This window comes from Microbulbifer epialgicus (assembly GCF_041447265.1).
Classification (GTDB): domain Bacteria; phylum Pseudomonadota; class Gammaproteobacteria; order Pseudomonadales; family Cellvibrionaceae; genus Microbulbifer; species Microbulbifer epialgicus.
In genome coordinates, this window is sequence record NZ_JBGMEK010000009.1 from 55714 (window position 1) to 78503 (window position 22790).

A 22790-nucleotide genomic window follows, 5' to 3' on the forward strand; every position below is an offset into this window, starting at 1 on the left:
GCTGTAGGGGAAGGCGTACAAGTTTCGGGCATTTCTAACCACGGCCATAGTCATCATCAAAGCGCACTATGTCATCTTCTCCCAGGTAACTACCGGATTGCACCTCAATTAACTCCAAAGGAATGGTTCCCGGGTTTTCCAGCCTATGCACCACCCCCAAAGGGATATAGGTAGATTGGTTCTCGGTAATCAATAGTTCTTCATCATCGCGGGTTACCTTGGCGGTACCACGCACCACAATCCAGTGCTCAGCGCGGTGATGGTGCATTTGCAGAGACAACTGCTGTCCAGGTTTGACCACGATCCGTTTGACCTGGAAGCGAGGCCCGGCATCGATGGAATCGTAATAGCCCCAGGGCCGGTAGACCTTGCGGTGGCGCCGCGCTTCAGTTCGCCCTGAGCACTTGAGGCTACTAACCAGCTTCTTGACGTCCTGTACTCGCTGTTTTTCAGCGATCAACAGAGCATCATCCGTGTCCACAACCACTAGGTCTTTCACACCTAACAGGCTTACCAGGCGACTTTCTGCCCGCACCAGACAGCCTTCACTGCCCTCCAGCAACACATCCCCCTGCAGCAAATTGTCATCGGCATCCCGCTCCGCCAACTCCCAGAGACCGAGCCAAGAGCCCACATCACTCCAACCGGCATCCAAGGATACTACGGCTGCAGACTCAGTTGGCTCCATTACCGCGTAGTCCACCGACTCATCGGCACAGGCGGCAAAGGCTTCCTTGTTCACCCGGGTGAAATCCAGATCACGCGCGGCGCATTCGTAGGCGCTTTGGCAGGCAGCGAGAATATCTCCCCGGTGGTGACCCAACTCTTCCAGGTAGCGCGACGCACGAAACAGGAACATGCCACTATTCCAAGAATGGTCGCCATCAGATAAGTAAGCCTCCGCAGTATCGATATTCGGCTTCTCGACAAATTCCGCTACCTTCCAGACATCAGCTGCCAGAGCCTCCCCACGGCGAATATAGCCATAGCCTGTTTCAGCACGCGTCGGCACAATACCAAAAGTCACCAAGTGTCCCTGGGCCGCCAGGTCACTCGCCAGTAGCACCGCTTCCTGGAAGGCCGGCACATCCGCCACCGCGTGATCCGCTGGTAACACCAGTAGCTGTGGATCTTCGCCGGACTCCAGAGCTGCCAAGGCCGCCAATGCAATTGCCGGAGCCGTATTGCGCGCGCAGGGTTCCAGTAAAATTGATTGGGCATCATGCCGGACCTCCCGCAACTGTTCAGCTGCCGCAAATCGATGCTCCTCGTTGCACACCAAAATCGGCGGCTGCAGCTTCGGCAGTCCCTCCAGGCGTCTAACGGTAGACTGTAACATGGTCTCATCACCGACCAGCGGCAAAAACTGTTTTGGGTATGTTTCGCGAGAAAGAGGCCAGAGGCGTGAACCGCTGCCACCACAGAGGATTACGGGAATCATCAGTTCATTTATGTCTAGTTATTGGAATTTTGTGGCAGACGATTTTGGCACATCAGGTAGCGAGTTTATACTCGATTGTTTTTCCGGCACCGCAGTTGTGATCGCCCCGCGCGGAGCAAGCCCGAGGCCCGACCCAGTACTAGCAGCAGATAGGTAGAGCGTGGACACGATTTATGTAAGGGGTGCCCGCACCCACAACCTGAAGAATATCGATCTCGACATTCCCCGTGACAAATTGATTGTAATTACCGGACTGTCTGGTTCCGGCAAATCCTCCCTGGCATTTGACACCCTCTATGCCGAGGGCCAGCGGCGCTATGTGGAATCCCTCTCCACTTACGCGCGCCAGTTCCTATCGATGATGGAAAAGCCCGATGTGGATACTGTAGAGGGATTGTCCCCGGCGATCTCCATAGAGCAAAAATCCACCTCCCATAACCCTCGCTCAACAGTGGGTACGATTACTGAGATTTACGACTACCTTCGGCTTTTGTTTGCCCGCGTCGGCGAGCCCCGCTGCCCGGACCACAACGAACCGCTACAAGCCCAAACGGTGAGTCAGATGGTGGATCAGGTGCTGGCCCTGCCGGAGGGCAGTAAAGTCATGCTACTGGCACCGGTCGTACGTGATCGCAAAGGCGAGCACCAACATGTATTCGAGCAATTGCGCCGCGATGGCTTTGTGCGCGCGCGCATCGACGGCGTGATCTGTGACCTGGATGACACCCCCAAACTGGATAAGCGCCGCAAGCACACCGTCGAAGTGGTAGTGGATCGTTTCAAGGTGCGCGACGACCTGCAGCTGCGCTTGGCAGAATCCTTCGAAACCGCACTGAATCTTACTAGCGGCATCGCCTCTATCAGCTTTATGGACGGCGGCCAGGACGACCGACTCTTCTCTGCACGCCACGCCTGCCCTGTATGCGACTACTCCCTAGATGAGTTGGAGCCGCGACTCTTTTCATTTAACAATCCCGCCGGCGCCTGCCCCAGCTGTGACGGCCTGGGAGTCAAGCAGTTCTTCGACGAGGACAAAGTAATTCTCGACCAGGAGTGCAGTATTTCCGAGGGCGCCATCCGCGGTTGGGACAGACGCAATATTTACTACTACCACATGCTCGACTCCCTCGCTGAGCACTATGGTTTTGACCTTGATAAGCCCTGGAAAAAGCTGCGCAAGGCCCACCGCAAGATCATACTGCAGGGTAGCGGCGATGAAGAAATCGACTTCAGCTATGTCAACGACCGCGGTGACGTCACTGTACGCCAGCATACATTCGAGGGCATTATCCCCAACTTCCAGCGCCGTTACCGGGATACCGAATCCCAATCTGTGCGCGAAGAACTCGCCAAATACTTGAGCACCCAGAAGTGCCCGGAGTGCCATGGCACGCGCCTGCGCCGTGAAGCCCGGCACGTCTTTGTGGATAACCGCACATTGGCACAGATTACCGAGCTCCCGGTGGGTGATGCCTTCGATTACTTCGACCACCAACTGACTTTCAAAGGCGCACAGAAAGAAATTGCCGACAAAGTCCTCAAAGAGCTTCGCGATCGCTTCCGCTTCCTAGTAGATGTAGGCCTCAATTACCTGACTCTGAACCGCAGTGCAGAAACTCTATCTGGGGGCGAAGCACAGCGTATCCGTCTCGCCAGCCAAATCGGTGCCGGCCTTGTAGGCGTGATGTATATCCTCGACGAGCCATCTATTGGCCTGCACCAGCGGGATAATGAGCGCTTGCTGAATACCCTCACTCACTTACGCGATATTGGCAACACTGTGATTGTCGTCGAGCACGACGAAGATGCGATCCGTAGCGCCGATTTTATTGTCGATATCGGCCCCGGTGCCGGCGTGCACGGTGGCGAAGTGGTTGCGGCCGGCACCGCCGACAAGATTGCCAAGTGCAAGAAATCACTTACCGGCCAGTATCTTTCCGGCAAGAGACAAATCGCTATACCGGAAGAGCGCTATATTCCCGACCCCGACTATATCCTGCACCTTGAAGGCGCCAGCGGGAACAACTTGCAGAACGTAGACCTGGAAATTCCTGTGGGCCTGTTCACTTGTGTGACAGGCGTTTCCGGCTCCGGCAAATCCACACTGATTAACGCCACCCTGTACCCACTTGCCGCCACTGCGCTAAACAAGGCCACCACCTTGAAGCCGTCACCCCACCGGGCGGTACATGGTCTGGAGTACTTCGATAAGTGCGTGGATATAGACCAGAGCCCAATCGGACGCACCCCCCGATCCAACCCGGCTACTTATACTGGAATATTCACCCCGATACGTGACCTGTTTGCCGGCACTCAAGAAGCCCGCTCCCGAGGCTATAAGCCGGGGCGTTTCAGCTTTAACGTCAAAGGAGGACGCTGCGAGGCCTGTCAAGGAGATGGGGTCATCAAGGTAGAAATGCATTTTCTGCCTGATATCTATGTACCCTGCGACACCTGTCACGGTAAGCGCTACAATCGCGAGACCTTGGAGGTACATTACAAAGGCAAGAGTATCCACGAAGTATTGGAAATGACTGTCGAAGATGCCCGAGAGTTTTTTGACCCCGTTCCAGTAATTGCCAAGAAACTACAAACCTTAATGGATGTGGGTCTCTCCTATATCAAACTAGGCCAGGCGGCCACCACCCTTTCTGGTGGTGAAGCTCAGCGAGTGAAACTCTCTCGCGAGCTATCCAAGCGTGATACCGGACAAACCCTGTATATCCTCGACGAGCCCACCACCGGTCTGCACTTTGCCGATATCCAATTATTGCTGGATGTATTGCACCGCCTGCGCGATCACGGCAATACCATCGTTGTTATTGAGCACAATTTGGACGTCATCAAAACTGCAGACTGGATCGTAGACTTGGGCCCGGAAGGAGGCTCAGGCGGCGGGCAAATAATTGCAGCGGGGACACCTGAGGACGTAGCGGAAATGGACGTTTCCCATACCGGTCGATTCCTAAAGCCGATGCTTGGGTAATCAATAGTAAGGAGCTGAATCGCAATCTGGCTCCTATATCAATAAAACCATCGAATACCTGTAGCAACGGAACGTGGGAAATGATAAAAAAATTGGATCAAGAAAAGTTAAACTTAATTATTGCACTATGCGCAATGATGGTTTCCCTTGCCTCCTTCTATGCAACTTATCTGCAGGCCAAAGCAGCAAATAAACAAGTCAAAATAATGACCATGCCTGTAATTCAATTTTTACAGAGCAATTACGACCTTGATGATGACAAACCATCAATTTATTTTGAACTTTACAATGTGGGATCAAGTCCAGCTCTACTGAAGGATTTCAGCATCAATTATGAGCAGACCACCTATCATACCGCCAGGGAATTCCTGAATGCCTGCTGCCAACAGGAATATCAGGAATTCATAAAAAAACTGACAAATAATGACGACGCCTCCAGCCTAGACAAAGGAAATATAATCACCTCAACTTTATCCAACCGTTTAATCCCAGCGAACTCCAAGAACCGAATGTTTGCATTATCTTATGGTGAGCGATCTTACGATCTCTGGAAAAAGCTAGACAAAGAAAGAAGGAAAATATCAGTCGACTTCTGCTTCTGCTCACCCTTGGGTGGATGCTATCGCTCTGCGAATCAGGGAACCTCTATGGAGATTGAAACATGCACTACTAACAACAATTAAACATTTTTTATTAGGCAGAATTTTCTCCGATCATGAGCTGTGAAGAATGGAAATCGATATCAACTGCGACCTAGGCGAAGGATCTGATTTGGCCAGCTGCAAGAGGGACGCGCAAATTATGCCTTTTATCTCCCGCTGCAATATCGCCTGTGGCGGCCATGCTGGAAACCCTGACATCATACGTAGATCCATTGAAAATGCGCTGCAAAACAATTTAAAAATCGGCGCTCATCCCAGCTACCCTGACCGGGAAAATTTCGGCAGAAAATCCATTGAAATCCCAAAAAACCTACTACTTGACACCCTACATAAACAGGTTGGGCTTTTGGAAGGGCTCGCTGATGAAGCCGGAATAACACTTGACCATTTTAAGTTACACGGTGCTCTATATAATGACGCCGAGGCAGACAGAAAACTCGCAAAACAAATCATTGAACTATTTAGTCAGGAATATCCCACTCTCAAAATAGTCGGCCTTGCCAATGGAGCTATGGAAGCCGCTTCCGCTGAATTGGGTAAACAATTTATTCGTGAGGGTTTTATGGACCGCCTGTACTTAAATAGGCAGCAGCTCACGCCACGCACACTACCAGGATCGGTTATTACAGACCTGGACAGGTGCCTGGCTCAGGCATTAGCCCTGGCAAAAGGCGGCAGCTTTAACAGCTACTACGGTAAAGTTTTACAGTTTTCTGTGGACACAATTTGCCTGCATGGCGATACTCCTGAAGCACCAAAAATCGCAGAAAGATTGTTTAACTATTTTCAATTCAGCGGACTGAGTCTGCGACGATGACCTCACATGTTCATACTCCCAATCCCAAAAAGCCCAGCTTTGAGATCGTCACTAATGGTGATAGCGCCCTGGATATCCGCTTCTTTTCAGAGCCCAGTGAACAGCTTAGTCGGTATATTATTGGATTGAGGCAGTATATTCTAAAGCAAAGCCTTACCAACATTATCGACCTGATCCCCGCCTACCAATGCCTGACAATCTCCTTTGATTCCCTCCAACCAGGAAGTGAATCACTATCATATAAACTAAACAAACTCACCCATGACTTCCTGGAAAACCCTGTAGAGATCGACAGAAGACCCCGCCTGATCCGGATTCCTGTCTGTTATGAGGAGGAATTTGCTCCGGATATGCAGCTGCTAAGCGAGTACACCAAACTTTCTCGAAAAGAGATCATCAGCCTACATACCAGCAATTCTTATCTCGTACATATGTTGGGTTTTACACCTGGCTTCCTGTATCTCGGAGGACTTGACATCAAATTGCACTGCCCTCGCAAGAAATCTCCTCGCCTGCGTGTTCCAGCAGGGGCTGTCGGTATCGGTGGCAACCAAACCGGAATCTATCCTCAGGCCACACCTGGAGGGTGGCAGATTATCGGGCAAACGCCCTTTAAGCTGTTCCAACCATCCAGCAGCTCCCCTTTTATTGCCGACCCTCTGGATGTCATCAAATTCTATGCTATCGAAAAACGGGATTTTGCAGATTTTACTTTGTAATTACAGTGTAAATTTTAGAGAGCCCATATGAGTATTACATTTACACGAGCAGGCCTGCAAACCAGCATCCAGGATTCCGGGCGCCCCGGACAGATGCATTACGGGATTCCCCTGGGAGGCGCTGCCGATGTCCTTTCAATGAAATTGGCCAATCTGTTGCTGGGTAACCCACTGAACAACCCGGTACTGGAAATCACTTTAATTGGTCCTCGTATTGAATTCGACTGTGATATTTCAATCGTTATCACTGGCGCACAATTTAAGGTTTTCCTGAATAAGAATCCAGTCGATAATTTTAAAACTATTCAGGTGGAACATGGCGATATTCTAGATTTTTCCAAGCTCAATAGTGGCGCTCGATCCTATATCGGCTTTTCTGCAAAAATATCTGTTCCAAGAATTCTAAAAAGCGCCGCGACTCATTTAATTAGTAACTTTGGTGGCCGTAACAACGGCGCTATCAAAGACGGTGATACCCTTTATTTTGAGAACAGCCGAATAGCAAAAAACAGGCAATTGGAACAAAGATACCAACCTATTTATACAACACACCCACAACTTAGGGTTGTTGATGGACCGGAAAGAAACACTTTTACTCAAGAAACTATAGAGAATTTTTTCAACACTACTTATGACATATCTGCCCAAAGTAACCGTATGGGCATCCGCTTAACCCCCTCAATTACTCCGACATCTGGTGTCCAGACTGAGACTTCGGAGCAGATGATTTCCTCCGGGCTACTCCAGGGCAGTATTCAAATTCCACCGAATGGGGAACCAATTATTTCTTTTATAGAGGGGCAAACTATCGGCGGCTACCCTCGAATAGCTAATGTCATCCGAGCAGACCTTCACAGACTAGGCCAACTTAAAGCCCGAGACAGAGTTAATTTTCAAATAGTAAGCCTGGCACAAGCAAATAGAATTCTCAGAGAAAAGCAACATTTTCTGGAACAGGTACAAGAGAGAATTGCAACAGAAACTAAAGAGGCCCTAACACTCTGAGATAATGGAAAACCCAACCATTCAACGAATCAATATTTCTAACACGCAGCCAAAATAACAACTCAGTGAATTCTAATATCAAGCCTGCCCACACCGCTAACTGACTATCTATGCAAATTATTCTTTCACCCACCAAAACATCTACAAATAAAAAATTATTATTAAAATAATTTCCGCCATTTAAATAAAACCAATCAGTCATTTATGACCATATGGTTTTTATGCTCCTCTCTGTAGACCGATAGTTCATTATTAACTAACCTCTTTAGGCTTTATAAAAACAGCGATTTGGACGAGCACCCTGGTTTGTTCGCAGGGAAATAAGTTGGGGCCCCAAGTTTCCTTATCTCCCCTGCGCCCACAAGCTGGCCTCGTCCAGAGAGACAAACACTAATTATCTATAGGGGATTAATAATGATAAAAATTCTCCGTCGTTTTGTAACGGCAATCTTTGCCAGTTCACTACTTATCGCCTCCTATGCGCAAGCCGAGCCGGGAGATTATAATTTTTGGACAACCTTAAAGCATCTATTTGACCCACCCAATGCAGATGCCCCTGTAACTGCCGAGCAGGCTCAAGGGATGTATCCACTCACTATGGATGAGCCTGGTTTCAATGATGACTTTGACCCAAACGATTTCAATACTTGGCAAAAAGTTGATGTCCCCGCCAGCACCGGCGCCATGTGCGGTAATGGTTCTCCCTATAAATTCTTTGTCTATCGGGTGCCCGATACTAGTAATACCGTTTTCTATTTCGAGGGTGGTGGTGCCTGTTGGGACTATGAAAGTTGTTCTGGACAGGCAGGAATCCGTGGAGCACGAAACCCAAATGGAATTCCGGACGACTATCTCAGTAATGTAAACTTGTTGGATTTTAGCAATCTGGACAACCTTACGACTGCAGGTGTATCCCCCCTTATCTATACCCACCACCCGTATAACCAATATAAAACCGGCGAATGGAACCTAGTCTACGTTCCTTATTGCACCGGCGATATTTATGTCGGGGATAAAACTGAAATTTACGAAGATTCCAGTGGCCAGAACCCTGATTTGATTTGGCATCACAATGGTTTACGCAATGTGCAGGCGGTGACCTCTTGGGTAAAAAATAATTTGCAGAAACCCAAACAAATGTTGACTGCTGGATGTAGTGCGGGAAGTGTGGGAGCTCTTTTAAATTACACCAAACTCCGCGAGGATATGGACGTAGACTATGGTTATTTGATAGATGATTCCGGCCCGCTTTACAAAGCACCCCTGGACAGTGAGAACAGTACTGCGTTCCCATCGCTGCCGCTACATAACGAAGTGCTTCACTCCTGGACCACCTATACAACTGACGGGGACCCCAATGAAGAGAACCCTATTAATGCAATAAAAGCTTTTACACCAGGGTTCGACAGCAATCAGTTAGCATCCATCTATAGTGCATTATCCAATAAATTCCCAACAGACCGCCTCGGCATTACGCACTTCCTTGCGGATGGCAATTTCTCATCCTATTCATATGAACGCTTCTACGAAGATATATATAATGATCCCGATGCTGATTCCCGTCTGAATAAATTACGCCAGCGCTGGAAGAAGGACACTCATGACAACTTGATCCCACTGCTGGATCAAACCAGTAACTGGGGCTACTACTTCCCGATGTACCGCAACCTTAACGAGAGTCATTGCACCACGATTATCGACCTACATTATGGTGACATAGCGGAGCATGGGCTGGAACTAAAAGACTTCCTCGACAACATTGTAAATCATAACGGTGGGGGCATGATCCGCGCTTATGAAACGGATGAGGTCTCTGACTTTGAAGAAAATCACAATTGGTTCTACGACTTGATTGGGTTATTCATGTAGAACAAATAAATGGCAGTGCTGTTAAATAGTCTAGATAACAGCACTGCAATCGATCAGGTCCCGTAAACTGTTTCTCGCGCTTCTTGCAGGCGCTTACGCAAGTATTCATGCTTACTCATACCATTGGGGAAAGAAGTCATTTGCTGTACTTCCTCCACTATTGACCGCTCCAAATCTTTATAAGTAGAAAAACCCGGTACCTGTTTATGTGGATCGTAGCGATTGATTACTGACTGGGCCTTCTCACGATAATTATTAAACAGCTCTTCTGCGCGCTGTTTAAACTCCGTCTCATTGATGCTGTTTTTTTCCAACCAAGCCAACTTTAGAGAGAGTGCCTCATAGCCTGTTACGCGATTTTCTCTCTCTACTTTTTCTATCGCCGACCAGGCTTCTTCACTCGATAAATTACCCAAGTCAGCAAAGTAATCCTGTAGCGCCTGCTTTAGCTGCTCCTGATCCAGATACGCCTTAACGCGCGGATGATTTAACAGTTCTTTTACCTCGGTATTTTCCAGCTGTGACCAAGGTATTTTTTCAGAGATATCCTTCGCGAGCTCGTTATTTTCCGTGATTGGTTCTATGAACTGTCGCACTTTGGCCACACTGGCCTTCACATCAATGTTGTAGTGATCAATGCCAACCACGGCCAAGGTTACTGCACCGGCAAGCAATATCAGTCTTTTCATTTTCAGTTACCGAGCAAATTAAAATTATGTTTCTACTTGTCGGTAACTATATAAGCAGAGATAGCGGTAGAGATGAATGGAATTAGCGCCCATGTGTAGATATTCGCGCCAATCTTTAGTAAAGGTCAACCAGGTGGCAAACAATCTGGATTCTAGTTAAACCCAGCTTAGCGGCTCTTCATCGCCCTTCTTGCTCGCACAGGGGTCTTTCGAAGGTTTTGGCGCTACATAACCAACCTGCTGTTCCCTCGACAAATTATGCACCTCCCAATTGGCCACAACTTCCGCGCAAAGGCTGCGCTGCTCAGGCGTGATCGCAACACCATTGGGCCACGTCCCTAGCTCGATAGCACGTTTCAGACTGCCAACAATCTGTGGGTTCAAGTGTTTTAACAATTGCTCAAAAGACATCCAATCTCTCCTACAAGGCATAAAAAAGGCCGGTCTATGACCGGCCTTCCTTAGCAAAATTGCTAATGCAATTTATGCTTCAGCAGCTTCGTCTTCAGCTTGTGGGCGATCCACCAGCTCAACGTAAGCCATCGGCGCTTTGTCACCAGCGCGGAAGCCACATTTCAGGATACGGATATAACCGCCTGGACGGGCTTCGTAACGGGGACCCAGCTCATCGAACAGCTTGCGCACAGCATCCTTATCACGGATACGGGCAAAAGCTAGACGACGGTTGGCAACACTGTCTTTCTTAGCCAGGGTAATCAGCGGTTCGGCAACGCGACGCAGCTCCTTGGCTTTAGGCAGTGTGGTTTTGATCAGTTCGTGCTCCACCAGAGAGGCGGTCATGTTCTTGAACATGGCCTTGCGGTGAGCGCTCGTACGGCTGAATTTACGGCCACTATAGCGATGACGCATGACTCAATTCCTTACGACCTCGGTTGCTGTCACAGCAGGTCGTTCTGGAGCGGTGTCGCGTTAAGCTGTGGCACCGCTCGGGTTCTTTCTACTAGTCGCGGCAATACCGCAACTACCAAATGCTTACAGGGGGCTTAACTTGCTGTCGCCCTTCAGGCTGGCTGGTGGCCAGTTTTCCAGGCGCATTCCCAGAGACAAACCACGGGAAGCCAGTACGTCCTTGATTTCAGTCAGGGACTTCTTACCGAGATTCGGAGTCTTCAGCAGCTCCACTTCGGTGCGCTGAATCAGGTCACCGATGTAGTAAATGTTTTCTGCTTTCAGACAGTTAGCCGAACGAACGGTCAGCTCCAGGTCATCAACCGGGCGCAGCAGTACCGGATCAACTTCAGGCTCTTCAGCCTTAGGTTGCGCGTCCTTCTCGCCTTCAAGGTCCACAAATACTGCCAGCTGTTGCTGCAGGATAGTGGCGGCGCGGCGAATTGCTTCTTCCGGGTCCAGAGTACCGTTGGTCTCCAGATCCAGAACCAGCTTGTCCAGGTCGGTACGCTGTTCTACACGCGCACTTTCGACGCTGTAGGACACACGGCGAACTGGGCTGTAAGAAGCGTCCAGCTGCAGACGGCCGATCACGCGGCTCTCTTCCTCATCGTCACGACGAGCGTCAGCCGGCTGATAACCGCGGCCGCGCGCTACTGTGAGACGCAAGTTGAGTTCCACATCACCAGTGATGTTGGCGATCACATGTTCAGGATTCACAATCTCGATATCGTGATCCACCTGGATATCTCCAGCAGTCACTGCACCTGGGCCCTTTTTGCTCAGGCTCAATACCGCCTGATCCTTGCCGTGCATGACAACCGCGATTTCTTTCAGGTTGAGCAGGATTTCAATTACATCTTCCTGCACACCTTCAATCGCGCTGTACTCGTGCTCGACACCGTCGATTTCGACTTCGGTGACGGCGCAGCCCGGCATGGAGGACAGCAGGATGCGACGCAGCGCATTGCCAAGAGTGTGGCCAAAGCCACGCTCCAGGGGCTCCAGAACCACTTTGGCGTGATTCGGATTGTACTCGGTGACGTCAATACGACGCGGTGTCAAAAACTCGTTGACAGCAGTCTGCATAGCCATACCTGTTTACAGTTGCATTCCTTAAAGTGGACTAATTGTTACTTGGAGTACAGTTCCACGATAAGGTTTTCGTTGATCTCTGCCGGCAGATCGACACGATCCGGAGTGCGCTTGAAAGTGCCTTCCAGTTTGCTCGCGTTTACGTCTACCCACTCGACATCGCCACGCTGGGCAGCGAGGGAAACGGAATTCTGGATACGCAGCTGCTTCTTAGCTTTTTCACGTACAGCAACTACATCACCTTCTTTAATTTGAAAAGAAGGAATGTTAACAGTTGTGCCGTTTACCAGAATCGCCTTGTGGGAAACCAACTGACGCGCTTCAGAGCGAGTTGAGCCGAAGCCCATGCGGTAAACCACATTATCCAGGCGTTTTTCCAGAAGTTGCAGCAGGTTCTCACCAGTTGCACCTTTCAGGCGCGCCGCTTCCTTATAGTAGTTACGGAACTGCTTTTCCAGTACGCCATAGATACGGCGAACTTTTTGCTTCTCGCGCAACTGAATACCGTAGTCGGACAGACGACCACGACCAGCACCGTGCTGACCGGGCTTGGATTCTGCGCGACACTTGGAGTCGTGCGGACGAACGCCACTCTTCAGCTGCAGGTCAGTCCCTTCACGACGGGACAGTTTACATTTTGGTCCAATATAACGTGCCATTTTATCAGCCCCCTCTTACACGCGACGTTTCTTGGGCGGACGACAACCGTTATGCGGGATTGGCGTCACGTCGGTGATGTTGGTGATCTTGTAGCCGCAGTTGTTCAGTGCGCGAACAGCAGATTCGCGACCGGGGCCAGGGCCCTTTACTTCTACGTCGAGGTTTTTCAGGCCGTACTCCTGAGCTGCAGTACCTGCGCGCTCAGCGGCAACCTGGGCTGCAAACGGGGTGCTCTTACGTGAGCCACGGAAGCCGGATCCACCTGCGGTGGCCCAGCTGAGGGTATTACCCTGGCGATCAGTGATCGTCACGATCGTATTGTTGAACGATGCGTGGATGTGGGCAATACCGTCAACAACGGTCTTTTTGACCTTTTTGCGAACAGTAGTTTTTGGCTTAGCCATACCAGTATCCTAAATCCTGTATCAAATCCCCTCGGTTCACTACCGGAAGGGGCTTGTTAAACCGCGATATCGCGCCTTAATCAGGCTTACTTGCGAATCGGCTTGCGCGGACCCTTACGGGTGCGAGCATTGGTCTTGGTGCGCTGACCACGCAGCGGAAGGCTGCGGCGGTGACGCAAACCGCGGTAGCAACCCAGGTCCATCAAACGTTTGATGTTCATGGATACTTCACGGCGCAGGTCACCCTCTACAGTGAGTTTTGCAACTTCACCGCGGATGGTTTCGATCTGCTCTTCAGACAGGTCGCGGATTTTGGTGGATTCAGCGATACCAACCGCTGCCAAAATAGACTTTGACTTAGTGAGACCTACCCCGTAAATGTGAGTCAGGGAGATCACGGCGTGCTTGTGGTCTGGTACATTGACACCAGCAATACGTGCCATAGAGGCGTACTCCACGTATTGGAGCCACTGCTATAAATAATAAGTATGTGGCTCTACTTTGATTTCGGCGCTGACAGCGACTAAAAAACCGGCGGCGCCACCAAAAAGGCGCGCAAGAATAGCTTTTCAGACACTAATTTGCAATAGCCCACGACCGTTTCGGCCTCCCGAAACGGCTGCGGACGACAGTCAACGCCCCCAATTGGAAGAAAGCTTTACCACCTCCTCCCCACCCCAAAAATTTTGAGGTGTTGCTAATCGATACGGGGCTGTAGCGATCAGCGAATTCTTCCAGCTTTTACAGGGGCGCCCAATGGACGCACCCTGAAAGGGGCTGGCCCCTTCTTAGCCTTGACGCTGCTTGTGACGTGGCTCAGCGCTGCAGATTACCCGCAGAACACCTTTACGACGTACGATTTTGCAGTTACGGCAGATCTTTTTTACAGAAGCGCGTACTTTCATGACCTTACCTCAATTCAATCAAACTGCGAGCAGGTGACGCACTAGCGACGACCGTAGCTTTGCAGGTTCGCTTTTTTCATCAAGCCTTCGTACTGGTGTGACAGCAGATGCGACTGTACCTGTGCCATAAAGTCCATCACTACGACTACAACGATCAGTAGTGAGGTACCCCCCAGATAGAAGGGAACGTTAAACCCAACTACCAGGAACTGCGGCAGCAGGGATACCAGCGCGATATACACGGCACCTACCAGGGTGAGTCGGGTCAACACGCTATCGATATAGCGGGCTGTCTGCTCACCAGGGCGAATACCTGGTACATAAGCACCGGACTTTTTCAGGTTGTCTGCAACTTCATTCGGGTTAAACATCAACGCCGTGTAGAAGAAACAGAAGAAACCAATCAGCAGTGCGAACAAAATAATGTTCAGCGGCTGCCCTGGCCCCAGCTGCAATGCCATCCACTGCAAAATCTGAGCACCAATACCTTCCCCGCCCTGACCAAACCACTGTGCCAGCGTAGCCGGGAACAGCAGGATACTGCTGGCGAAGATCACCGGAATCACACCGGCCATATTCACCTTCAGGGGCAGGTGGCTCGCCTGTGCAGCCGGTGCGGCAGAATAGCGACCAGCCTGGCGTCGGGCGTGGTTGATTGTGATTCGACGCTGACCGCGCTCCATCACCACCACAAAGAACACCACAGCAAGGGCAATTACGCCGATGATTAGCAGCATAAGAATATGCAGCTCACCCTGTCGCGCCTGTTCAAACGCCTGACCGATGGCGCCGGGTAAACCGGCGACGATACCGGCAAAAATCAGCATAGAAATGCCGTTGCCAACACCGCGCTCGGTGATCTGCTCACCGAGCCACATCATAAATACAGCACCGGTCACTAGTGACGTTACCGCCACAAAGTAAAAACCAAACGCAGGCTCAGATGAGTAAGCCAAGTTCTGCCCTGCCAGTCCGAAAGTCATACCGACACCCTGAATCAGGGCCAGCAATACCGTCAGATAGCGGGTGTACTGGTTGATCTTACGCCTTCCAGCCTCCCCCTCTTTCTTCAACGCTTCCAGCGAGGGAGTTACCGCGGTCATTAACTGCATGATAATGGACGCGGAGATGTAGGGCATGATGCCCAGAGCCAGAATACTCATCCTTTCCAGGGCGCCGCCCGAAAACATGTTAAACAGGCCAAGGATGGTTCCCTGGTTCTGGCTAAACAGGTTTGACAGCTTTTCCGGATCAATACCGGGCACCGGAATATGTGTCCCCAGTCGATAAACAAGAATCGCTAGAAACAGAAAACGAAGGCGAGCCCAAAGCTCGCCCAATCCCTTGCTGTTGCCCAGGGGATTTCCACCGGATCCTGGTCGTGCCATTGGCGCCTCGATTAGTCTTCTATTTTACCGCCAGCAGCTTCAATAGCCGCCTTTGCACCTTTGGTCACTCCCAGACCCTTTACGGTAACAGCTTTAGTCAGCTCACCTGAGAGGAACACTTTGGCGCGTTTAATATGGCTGCCGATAATATCGGCATTCTTCAGCGCTGCCAAATCGATTACGTCATTTTCTACCTTGGCCAGCTCCGCCAGACGCACTTCCGCGGTGAAGCGAGAAACACGAGCGGTGAAACCGTACTTAGGCAGACGCTTCTGCAAAGGCATCTGACCGCCTTCGAAGCCCGGACGAACGCTGCCGCCAGAACGCGCCTTTTGACCTTTGTGGCCGCGGCCACCGGTCTTACCCAAACCACTACCGATTCCGCGACCAACACGCTTGGCGCTGTGCTTGTGGCCTTGTGCGGGAGATAAATCGTTCAAACGCATATTATTCCCCCTCAACCTTAACCAGGTAGTTTACTTTGTTGATCATGCCGCGCACGGAAGGAGTATCTTCCACTTCCACTTTGTGGCCGATGCGGCGCAGGCCCAGACCCGCAACACACGCCTGATGACTTTTCAGGCGTCCGTTGATGCTTTTGGTCTGGGTGACTTTAATGGTCTTCTTAGCCATGGTCTTAACCCACCAATAACCTTAAATCTGGACTGTAATTAGCCCAGAATCTCTTCGACTGATTTACCACGCTTGGCAGCAACATCTTCGGGGCTCTGCATTTGCTCCAGAGCTTTGAAAGTTGCACGTACTACGTTCACCGGGTTGGTGGAGCCGTAACACTTAGCCAATACGTTGTGTACACCAGCCATTTCCAGTACGGAGCGCATAGCACCGCCGGCAATTACACCGGTACCCTGGGAAGCGGGCTGCATGTAAACTTTGGAACCACCATGGCGACCATTGGTAGCGTACTGAATGGTGTCACCATTCAGTTCTACCTGGACCATGTTGCGGCGCGCAGATTCCATCGCCTTCTGGATCGCAACAGGCACTTCACGTGCCTTACCACGTCCAAAACCAACACGACCATTGCCGTCGCCAACTACGGTCAGTGCGGTAAAGGCGAAGATACGACCACCTTTAACAGTCTTGGCAACGCGATTGACCTGGACCAGCTTTTCCTGCAGGCCTTCGTCGTTGCTTTTGTCTTTCTCTCTAGCCATAACTCAACCCTTAGAATTTCAGACCGGCTTCGCGGGCAGCGTCAGCCAGAGCCTTAACACGGCCGTGGTACTTGAAGCCACTGCGATCAAAGGCAACTTGTTCAACACCAGCGGCCTTAGCACGCTCGGCGATCAGTTTGCCAACCGCGGTAGCAGCGTCGACGTTACCGGTTTTACCTGAGCGCAGGTCCTTGTCCAGGGTAGAGGCAGAAGCCAGTACCGCATTGCCTTCGGCAGACAGGATCTGTGCGTAAATGTGACGTGGAGTGCGGTTCACGGTGAGGCGAACGGCGCCCAACTCACTGATCTTGGCGCGGGCACGACGTGCACGACGCAAGCGAGATGCTTTCTTAACGTTCATATCTATGCCCTATTTACTTCTTTTTGGCCTCTTTGCGATACACGCGCTCATCGGCATAACGGACACCCTTACCTTTGTAGGGCTCCGGCGGACGGAACGCACGGATCTCAGCGGCCACTTGGCCCAGCAGCTGTTTATTGCTGCTTTTCAGTACGATTTCAGTCTGGGATGGAGTTTCCGCAGTCACGCCTTCCGGCAACTGATAATCGATCGGATGGGAGAAGCCCAGGGTCAGGTTAACCGTTTTACCGGCGGCTTTCGCACGATAACCAACACCCAGCAACTGCAGCTTCTTCTCGAAGCCAGCGCTTACGCCTATCACCATGTTGTTAACCAGTGCACGGGTGGTACCCGCTAATGCTCTGGCCTGCTTGGAGTTATTGCGTGCGGCAAAAGTCAGCTGGCTTTCAGCCTCGCTCACTTCTACATCACTGTGAATAACCATATCCAGGTTACCGCTACCGCCTTTAACAGCGATATTTTGACCTTTCAGGTCAACGGTAACACCTGCGGGGATAACTACCGGACTATTTGCTACTCGAGACATTATGACCCCCGCTTAGAATACGGTGCAGAGCACTTCGCCACCGATGCCAGCCTGACGGGCAGCGCGGTCAGTCATCACACCTTTAGAGGTGGAAACGATCGCAATACCCAGGCCACCACGTACGGTCGGCAGAGTTTTCTTACCAGTGTAAGCACGCAGGCCTGGACGGGAAACTCGGTCCAGCTCAGCGATAACCGGCTTGCCCTGGAAATATTTCAGAGCAATGGTCAGGTCAGGCTTAGCGCCTTCGCTTACATTCAGATCAGTTACGTAACCTTCGTCTTTCAGGACTTTGGCTACCGCCACTTTCAGTTTTGATGATGGCAGGGTGACTTCAGCCTTTCCGCGCGCCAGGGCATTGCGGATGCGAGTCAGCATATCTGCCAACGGATCTTGCATACTCATCTTATGAGACTCCTCAAATCTGCCTTAAACCAGCTGGTAATTACCAGCTGGACTTCACGAGGCCAGGAACATCACCACGCATCGCAGCTTCACGAAGCTTGTTACGGCACAGGCCGAACTTGCGATAAACAGCGTGGGGGCGACCAGTAATACGGCAGCGACGTTGCTGACGTACCGGGCTTGCATCGCGCGGCATTTTCTGCAGCTTGAGTTGAGCCTCCCACTGCTCCTCTTCGGAAGCAGTGGAACTGGCGATGATCGCCTTCAGCTCTTGACGCTTTTCGGCGTACTTAGCTGCGGTTCGAGCGCGCTTGTTCTCACGCGCAATCATGGATTTCTTCGCCATGGAATCCTCTTAACCCTTAAAAGGGAAGTTGAACGCTTTCAGCAGCCCACGACCTTGTTCGTCGCTTGCAGCTGTAGTGGTAATACAAATATCCAGACCGCGGAGCTTGTCTACCTTGTCGTAGTCAATTTCCGGGAAGATGATTTGCTCGGTCACGCCCATAGAGAAGTTACCGCGGCCGTCGAACTGCTTCGGGCTAATGCCACGGAAGTCACGGATACGCGGAATCGCGATGTCGATCAAACGCTCCAGGAACTCATACATACGCTCACCGCGCAGAGTTACCTTGCAGCCGATCGGCCAACCGTCGCGAATCTTAAAGCCCGCAATAGATTTGCGCGCTTTAGTAACGATGGGCTTTTGACCAGTAATTGCTGTCATATCATTAACAGCGTGCTCCAGCACCTTTTTATCACCAATCGCTTCACCAACACCCATGTTGATGGTGATCTTGGTGATGCGCGGCACTGCCATCACATTCTCGAGACCAAGCTCTTCTTTAAGCTTGGGCGCGAGTTCCTTAGTGTAGAGCTCTTTAAGCTTTGCCATGATCTACCAACCTGCTTTTGCGTCAAGAGCCTTAGATGGCTTCGCCGCTGGATTTGAAGACGCGAATCTTAGTGCCGTCTTCCAGTACTTTAAAGCCCACCCGGTCAGCCTTCTGGGTGTTGGGGTTGAAGATGGCTACGTTGGAAGCTTGGATCGCAGCTTCTTTTTCAACGATGCCGCCAGCAACGCCCAGCTGGGGATTTGGCTTTTGGTGTTTCTTGATCATCTGTATGCCGGAAACAATCAGGCGACCGTCGTTCAGTACTTTACGTACTGAACCACGCTTGCCTTTGTCGCGACCGGCGATAACGATCACTTCATCGTCACGCTTGATCTTGCGCATAACTCTTCTCCGCTCGAGGCTTAGATAACTTCGGGGGCGAGCGAGATGATCTTCATGAACTTCTCACCGCGCAGTTCGCGAGTTACCGGACCAAAAATACGGGTGCCAACCGGCGCCAATTGCTGGTTCAGCAGTACCGCTGCGTTATCGTCAAACTTAATCAGGGATCCGTCGTTGCGGCGTACACCTTTTTTGGTGCGAACCACAACAGCGTTCATTACCTGACCTTTCTTTACTTTACCGCGGGGAATGGCTTCCTTAACGGTTACCTTGATAATGTCGCCCACGCCGGCATAACGACGATGGGAGCCGCCCAGCACCTTGATGCACATGACGCGGCGAGCCCCACTGTTGTCAGCTACTTCTAAGTAGGATTCCGCTTGAATCATTGTCTCTCTCCGAAACCTTTCAATTCGGCAGTCAATGCGCTAGGGGTTATACCTTCGCCGCACGCTCTACAATTTTCTGCAAGGCCCAGGACTTACTCTTGGACAGCGGACGAGATTCCTCGATGGTTACAACATCACCGATGCTGCAATCATTGTTCTCGTCATGAGCCTTAAGCTTGGTGGACTTGCTCACAATTTTGCCGTAGATCGGGTGCTTAACACGGCGCTCGATCAAAACGGTGATGGTTTTATCCATCTTGTCACTCACAACCTTGCCGGTCAGAGTACGCTTCAGTTTTGCTTCAGCCATGATTAGTTACCTGCCTTCTCGGTCAACACAGTCTTAATGCGAGCAATGTCGCGACGAGTCTGCTTCAGCAGATGAGTCTGTGCCAGCTGACCGGTGGATTTTTGCATACGAAGCTTAAATTGAGCTTCGAGCTGGTTCAGCAGTTCCTGGTTCAGCTCTTCAACTGACTTTTCGCGTAGATCTGCAGTCTTCATTACATCACCGAACGCTTAACGAAAGTTGTCTTTACAGGCAGCTTGGCCGCAGCAAGTGCGAAAGCCTCACGAGCCAGCTCCTCGGACACACCCTCCATTTCATAGAGGACTTTGCCCGGCTGGATCTGAGCTACCCAGTATTCAACGCCACCTTTACCTTTACCCATACGAACTTCGAGGGGCTTGTTGGTAATTGGCTTGTCCGGAAACACGCGAATCCAGATTTTACCACCACGCTTAACGTGACGGGTCATTGCGCGACGAGCCGCTTCGATCTGGCGCGCAGTAATGCGACCGCGACCGATAGCCTTAAGGCCAAACTCGCCAAAGCTCACTTTAGAGCCGCGCTGAGAAAGACCGCGGTTGCGACCCTTCTGTACCTTGCGGAATTTTGTACGCTTTGGTTGCAGCATCTGCGTACCCCTTATTTAGCAGCTTTCTTGCGGCTCTTAGCCGGCTTCTCATCGGGCACTTCGTCACCGATAACTTCGCCTTTAAAGATCCACACTTTGATACCGATGATGCCGTAGGTAGTCATCGCTTCAGCAGTGGCGTAGTCGATGTTAGCGCGCAGGGTGTGCAGGGGCACACGACCTTCGCGGTACCATTCGGTACGTGCGATTTCCGCACCGCCGAGACGACCACTTACCTGAATCTTGATACCCTCAGCACCCTGACGCATAGCGTTCTGTACCGCACGTTTCATAGCGCGACGAAACATAACACGGCGTTCCAGCTGCTGGGCAACGTTCTGGCCTACCAGAGCCGCGTCCATATCAGGCTTGCGCACTTCTTCGATGTCGATGTGCACAGGTACGCCCATCTGCGCGCTAACTTCGTTGCGCAGACGTTCTACGTCTTCACCTTTTTTACCGATCACGATACCCGGGCGCGCAGTGTGAATAGTCACACGTGCGGTGTTTGCCGGACGCTCAATCTCGATACGGCTCACAGAAGCGTGGGCCAGTTTTTTGCGAATGTATTCGCGAACTTTCAGATCCGTGTACAGCTTGTCTGCGTACTCGTCGCTGCCGGCATACCAAACAGAGGTATGCTTTTTAACGATACCCAGACGAATGCCGGTAGGATGTACTTTTTGTCCCATGGTTTTCTCGCCTGCTCTCTTATTTCTCGGCCACTTTCACAGTGATGTGACAAGTACGCTTAAGAATGCGATCTGCACGACCTTTCGCACGCGGTTTAATGCGCTTCATGGTCATACCTTCGTCCACAAAAATTGTGGACACCTTCAGCTCGTCAACGTCAGCACCTTCGTTGTGCTCAGCGTTGGCAATGGCCGACTCCAGTACTTTCTTGACGATCGCCGCACCCTTTTTATTGCTAAATGCAAGAATATCCAGGGCTTCCTCAACGCCTTTGCCGCGAACCTGATCAGCTACCAGTCGCGCCTTTTGCGCCGATAGACGTGCGCCGCGTAATTTTGCTGCTACTTCCATCTTTTTAACCTCGGCTTAGCGCTTCTTCGCTTTCTTGTCCGCAGCGTGACCGCGGTAAGTGCGGGTAGCAGCGAACTCGCCCAGTTTGTGGCCAACCATTTCTTCGTTAACCAAAACGGGCACGTGTTGACGACCGTTGTGTACAGCAATCGTCAGTCCAACCATTTCCGGCATAATCATGGAACGGCGGGACCAGGTTTTAATCGGTCGACGATCGTTTGCTTCAATCGCCGCCTCCACCTTCTTGATCAAGTGCAGATCAATAAAGGGACCTTTCTTTAATGAGCGTGGCACTGTCGATTCCTCTCTAGCTGCTCAGACACCGCGCGGCTTACTTGCCGCGGCGACGTACTATCATCTTATTGGTGCGCTTGTTCTTGCGCGTTTTCTTACCCTTGGTCGGAACGCCCCACGGAGTTACCGGGTGACGACCACCAGAGGTACGGCCTTCACCACCACCGTGCGGGTGATCTACCGGGTTCATCGCCACACCGCGCACAGTAGGACGAACACCACGCCAGCGTGCAGCACCGGCTTTACCCAGCTTGCGCAGGCTGTGCTCGGAGTTGCTCACTTCACCCAGGGTTGCGCGGCACTCAGCGAGAACCTTGCGCATTTCACCGGAACGCAGACGAATGGTCGCGTACTGACCTTCACGAGCGACCAGCTGCACAGAAGCACCTGCAGAGCGGGCCAGCTGAGCGCCTTTGCCAGGCTTCAGCTCGATCGCGTGAATTACAGAACCTACCGGAACGTTGCGCAGAGGCAGAGTGTTACCCACAGCAATCGGTGCGGCATCGCCGGACTGAATGGTGGCACCAGCCTTCAGGCCTTTCGGTGCAATGATGTAACGACGCTCACCATCTGCATAACACACCAGAGCGATATGTGCGCTGCGGTTAGGATCGTACTCCAGGCGCTCAACTTTAGCCGGAATACCGTCTTTGTTGCGCTTGAAGTCGATTACACGATAGTGCTGCTTATGACCACCACCGATGTGACGGGTAGTAATACGACCGTTGTTGTTACGGCCACCGCTTTTGCTTTTACTCTCCAGCAGAGGAGCGTAAGGAGCACCCTTGTGCAGGTCGGGGTTAACAACCTTAACCAGGTGACGACGGCCGGCGGAGGTCGGTTTTGTTTTTACAATTGCCATTGTAAC

At 51.3% G+C, this 22790-nt stretch carries 34 protein-coding genes; 6 read left to right on the forward strand and 28 right to left on the reverse strand.

Features of this window, described 5'->3' with window-relative positions; translation table 11 throughout:
* Positions 1–34: 34 nt before the first annotated feature.
* The gene (locus ACCI49_RS06250) at positions 35–1441 is read right to left on the reverse strand and encodes a mannose-1-phosphate guanylyltransferase/mannose-6-phosphate isomerase (RefSeq protein ID WP_371838115.1); all 1407 of its coding nucleotides are present in this window, start codon (positions 1439–1441) and stop codon (positions 35–37) included.
* 160 nt (positions 1442–1601) lie between these two features.
* Between ACCI49_RS06250 and uvrA the strand changes: the two genes are divergently transcribed.
* The 5 genes from uvrA (at position 1602) to ACCI49_RS06275 (ending at position 7630) form a co-directional block, all read left to right on the forward strand.
* Positions 1602–4427 (forward strand): excinuclease ABC subunit UvrA, encoded by a 2826-nt coding sequence (uvrA, locus tag ACCI49_RS06255; RefSeq protein WP_371838116.1) that lies wholly within the window; start codon positions 1602–1604, stop codon positions 4425–4427.
* An 80-nt stretch (positions 4428–4507) separates the two neighbouring features.
* Positions 4508–5110: a hypothetical protein gene (locus ACCI49_RS06260; RefSeq protein ID WP_371838117.1), complete on the forward strand. Its 603-nt coding sequence runs from the start codon at positions 4508–4510 to the stop codon at positions 5108–5110.
* 46 nt (positions 5111–5156) lie between these two features.
* Positions 5157–5906 (forward strand): 5-oxoprolinase subunit PxpA, encoded by a 750-nt coding sequence (pxpA, locus tag ACCI49_RS06265; protein WP_371838118.1) that lies wholly within the window; start codon positions 5157–5159, stop codon positions 5904–5906.
* Complete coding sequence (gene pxpB / locus ACCI49_RS06270; RefSeq protein WP_371838119.1) at positions 5903–6625, forward strand: 5-oxoprolinase subunit PxpB; 723 nt, start codon at positions 5903–5905, stop codon at positions 6623–6625. Before pxpA ends, pxpB begins: the two co-directional genes overlap by 4 nt.
* A gap of 27 nt (positions 6626–6652) precedes the next feature.
* Positions 6653–7630: a 5-oxoprolinase subunit C family protein gene (locus ACCI49_RS06275; RefSeq protein WP_371838120.1), complete on the forward strand. Its 978-nt coding sequence runs from the start codon at positions 6653–6655 to the stop codon at positions 7628–7630.
* Here the strand turns inward: ACCI49_RS06275 and ACCI49_RS06280 are convergent.
* On the reverse strand, positions 7608–7832 hold the full coding sequence (locus ACCI49_RS06280; RefSeq protein WP_371838121.1) for a hypothetical protein: 225 nt from the start codon (positions 7830–7832) through the stop codon (positions 7608–7610). The two genes, ACCI49_RS06275 and ACCI49_RS06280, sit on opposite strands and share 23 nt — an antisense overlap.
* 212 nt (positions 7833–8044) lie before the next feature.
* Here ACCI49_RS06280 and ACCI49_RS06285 point away from each other — a divergent pair, with 212 nt between their 5' ends.
* Positions 8045–9499, forward strand: a complete 1455-nt coding sequence (locus ACCI49_RS06285; RefSeq protein ID WP_371838122.1) for a pectin acetylesterase-family hydrolase — start codon at positions 8045–8047, stop codon at positions 9497–9499.
* Positions 9500–9552: 53 nt separating this feature from the next.
* Here ACCI49_RS06285 and ACCI49_RS06290 read toward each other — a convergent pair whose 3' ends face one another.
* The 26 genes from ACCI49_RS06290 to rplB form a co-directional block, all read right to left on the reverse strand.
* Complete coding sequence (locus ACCI49_RS06290) at positions 9553–10188, reverse strand: hypothetical protein (RefSeq protein ID WP_371838123.1); 636 nt, start codon at positions 10186–10188, stop codon at positions 9553–9555.
* Between the two features lie 156 nt (positions 10189–10344).
* Positions 10345–10599, reverse strand: a complete 255-nt coding sequence (locus ACCI49_RS06295; RefSeq protein WP_371838124.1) for a DUF1315 family protein — start codon at positions 10597–10599, stop codon at positions 10345–10347.
* A gap of 72 nt (positions 10600–10671) precedes the next feature.
* Positions 10672–11058 carry a 50S ribosomal protein L17 gene (gene rplQ, locus ACCI49_RS06300; RefSeq protein WP_371838125.1) on the reverse strand — a complete coding sequence of 129 codons (387 nt, stop codon included), beginning with the start codon at positions 11056–11058 and terminating at the stop codon, positions 10672–10674.
* Between the two features lie 123 nt (positions 11059–11181).
* On the reverse strand, positions 11182–12186 hold the full coding sequence (locus ACCI49_RS06305; RefSeq protein WP_371838126.1) for a DNA-directed RNA polymerase subunit alpha: 1005 nt from the start codon (positions 12184–12186) through the stop codon (positions 11182–11184).
* A 44-nt stretch (positions 12187–12230) separates the two neighbouring features.
* Positions 12231–12851 (reverse strand): 30S ribosomal protein S4, encoded by a 621-nt coding sequence (gene rpsD, locus ACCI49_RS06310; protein ID WP_371838127.1) that lies wholly within the window; start codon positions 12849–12851, stop codon positions 12231–12233.
* 15 nt (positions 12852–12866) lie between these two features.
* Positions 12867–13256 carry a 30S ribosomal protein S11 gene (rpsK, locus tag ACCI49_RS06315; protein ID WP_020411406.1) on the reverse strand — a complete coding sequence of 130 codons (390 nt, stop codon included), beginning with the start codon at positions 13254–13256 and terminating at the stop codon, positions 12867–12869.
* 86 nt (positions 13257–13342) lie between these two features.
* The gene (rpsM, locus tag ACCI49_RS06320; RefSeq protein WP_020411405.1) at positions 13343–13699 is read right to left on the reverse strand and encodes a 30S ribosomal protein S13; all 357 of its coding nucleotides are present in this window, start codon (positions 13697–13699) and stop codon (positions 13343–13345) included.
* A gap of 345 nt (positions 13700–14044) precedes the next feature.
* Positions 14045–14161: a 50S ribosomal protein L36 gene (rpmJ, locus tag ACCI49_RS06325; RefSeq protein ID WP_010133825.1), complete on the reverse strand. Its 117-nt coding sequence runs from the start codon at positions 14159–14161 to the stop codon at positions 14045–14047.
* Between the two features lie 41 nt (positions 14162–14202).
* Entirely contained in the window at positions 14203–15549 is a 1347-nt protein-coding gene (secY, locus tag ACCI49_RS06330; protein WP_371838128.1) for a preprotein translocase subunit SecY, read from the reverse strand.
* Between the two features lie 11 nt (positions 15550–15560).
* The gene (gene rplO, locus ACCI49_RS06335; RefSeq protein WP_371838129.1) at positions 15561–15995 is read right to left on the reverse strand and encodes a 50S ribosomal protein L15; all 435 of its coding nucleotides are present in this window, start codon (positions 15993–15995) and stop codon (positions 15561–15563) included.
* 1 nt (position 15996) lies between these two features.
* A complete protein-coding gene (rpmD, locus tag ACCI49_RS06340; protein ID WP_371838130.1) occupies positions 15997–16182 on the reverse strand; it encodes a 50S ribosomal protein L30 in 186 nt (61 codons plus the stop codon).
* A 38-nt stretch (positions 16183–16220) separates the two neighbouring features.
* Positions 16221–16727 carry a 30S ribosomal protein S5 gene (gene rpsE, locus ACCI49_RS06345; protein WP_371838131.1) on the reverse strand — a complete coding sequence of 169 codons (507 nt, stop codon included), beginning with the start codon at positions 16725–16727 and terminating at the stop codon, positions 16221–16223.
* Positions 16728–16737: 10 nt separating this feature from the next.
* Positions 16738–17088, reverse strand: coding sequence for a 50S ribosomal protein L18 (gene rplR / locus ACCI49_RS06350; protein ID WP_371838132.1), 351 nt, complete (start codon positions 17086–17088; stop codon positions 16738–16740).
* 13 nt (positions 17089–17101) lie between these two features.
* On the reverse strand, positions 17102–17635 hold the full coding sequence (gene rplF / locus ACCI49_RS06355) for a 50S ribosomal protein L6 (RefSeq protein WP_371838133.1): 534 nt from the start codon (positions 17633–17635) through the stop codon (positions 17102–17104).
* 12 nt (positions 17636–17647) lie between these two features.
* Entirely contained in the window at positions 17648–18040 is a 393-nt protein-coding gene (rpsH, locus tag ACCI49_RS06360) for a 30S ribosomal protein S8 (protein ID WP_371838134.1), read from the reverse strand.
* A gap of 40 nt (positions 18041–18080) precedes the next feature.
* Positions 18081–18386 (reverse strand): 30S ribosomal protein S14, encoded by a 306-nt coding sequence (rpsN, locus tag ACCI49_RS06365; RefSeq protein WP_020411397.1) that lies wholly within the window; start codon positions 18384–18386, stop codon positions 18081–18083.
* 9 nt (positions 18387–18395) lie between these two features.
* Positions 18396–18935 carry a 50S ribosomal protein L5 gene (gene rplE / locus ACCI49_RS06370; protein WP_371838135.1) on the reverse strand — a complete coding sequence of 180 codons (540 nt, stop codon included), beginning with the start codon at positions 18933–18935 and terminating at the stop codon, positions 18396–18398.
* Between the two features lie 31 nt (positions 18936–18966).
* Positions 18967–19278 carry a 50S ribosomal protein L24 gene (rplX, locus tag ACCI49_RS06375; protein WP_020411395.1) on the reverse strand — a complete coding sequence of 104 codons (312 nt, stop codon included), beginning with the start codon at positions 19276–19278 and terminating at the stop codon, positions 18967–18969.
* 20 nt (positions 19279–19298) lie between these two features.
* A complete protein-coding gene (gene rplN / locus ACCI49_RS06380; RefSeq protein ID WP_020411394.1) occupies positions 19299–19667 on the reverse strand; it encodes a 50S ribosomal protein L14 in 369 nt (122 codons plus the stop codon).
* Between the two features lie 46 nt (positions 19668–19713).
* Positions 19714–19977 (reverse strand): 30S ribosomal protein S17, encoded by a 264-nt coding sequence (gene rpsQ, locus ACCI49_RS06385; RefSeq protein ID WP_020411393.1) that lies wholly within the window; start codon positions 19975–19977, stop codon positions 19714–19716.
* A 2-nt stretch (positions 19978–19979) separates the two neighbouring features.
* A complete protein-coding gene (gene rpmC, locus ACCI49_RS06390; protein ID WP_020411392.1) occupies positions 19980–20171 on the reverse strand; it encodes a 50S ribosomal protein L29 in 192 nt (63 codons plus the stop codon).
* Complete coding sequence (gene rplP, locus ACCI49_RS06395) at positions 20171–20584, reverse strand: 50S ribosomal protein L16 (protein WP_020411391.1); 414 nt, start codon at positions 20582–20584, stop codon at positions 20171–20173. Before rplP ends, rpmC begins: the two co-directional genes overlap by 1 nt.
* 11 nt (positions 20585–20595) lie before the next feature.
* Positions 20596–21276, reverse strand: coding sequence for a 30S ribosomal protein S3 (gene rpsC / locus ACCI49_RS06400; protein WP_371838136.1), 681 nt, complete (start codon positions 21274–21276; stop codon positions 20596–20598).
* Positions 21277–21295: 19 nt separating this feature from the next.
* Complete coding sequence (gene rplV, locus ACCI49_RS06405; protein ID WP_020411389.1) at positions 21296–21628, reverse strand: 50S ribosomal protein L22; 333 nt, start codon at positions 21626–21628, stop codon at positions 21296–21298.
* 15 nt (positions 21629–21643) lie between these two features.
* On the reverse strand, positions 21644–21922 hold the full coding sequence (rpsS, locus tag ACCI49_RS06410) for a 30S ribosomal protein S19 (RefSeq protein WP_020411388.1): 279 nt from the start codon (positions 21920–21922) through the stop codon (positions 21644–21646).
* 37 nt (positions 21923–21959) lie between these two features.
* Entirely contained in the window at positions 21960–22784 is an 825-nt protein-coding gene (rplB, locus tag ACCI49_RS06415; protein ID WP_371838137.1) for a 50S ribosomal protein L2, read from the reverse strand.
* Positions 22785–22790: the final 6 nt, after the last annotated feature.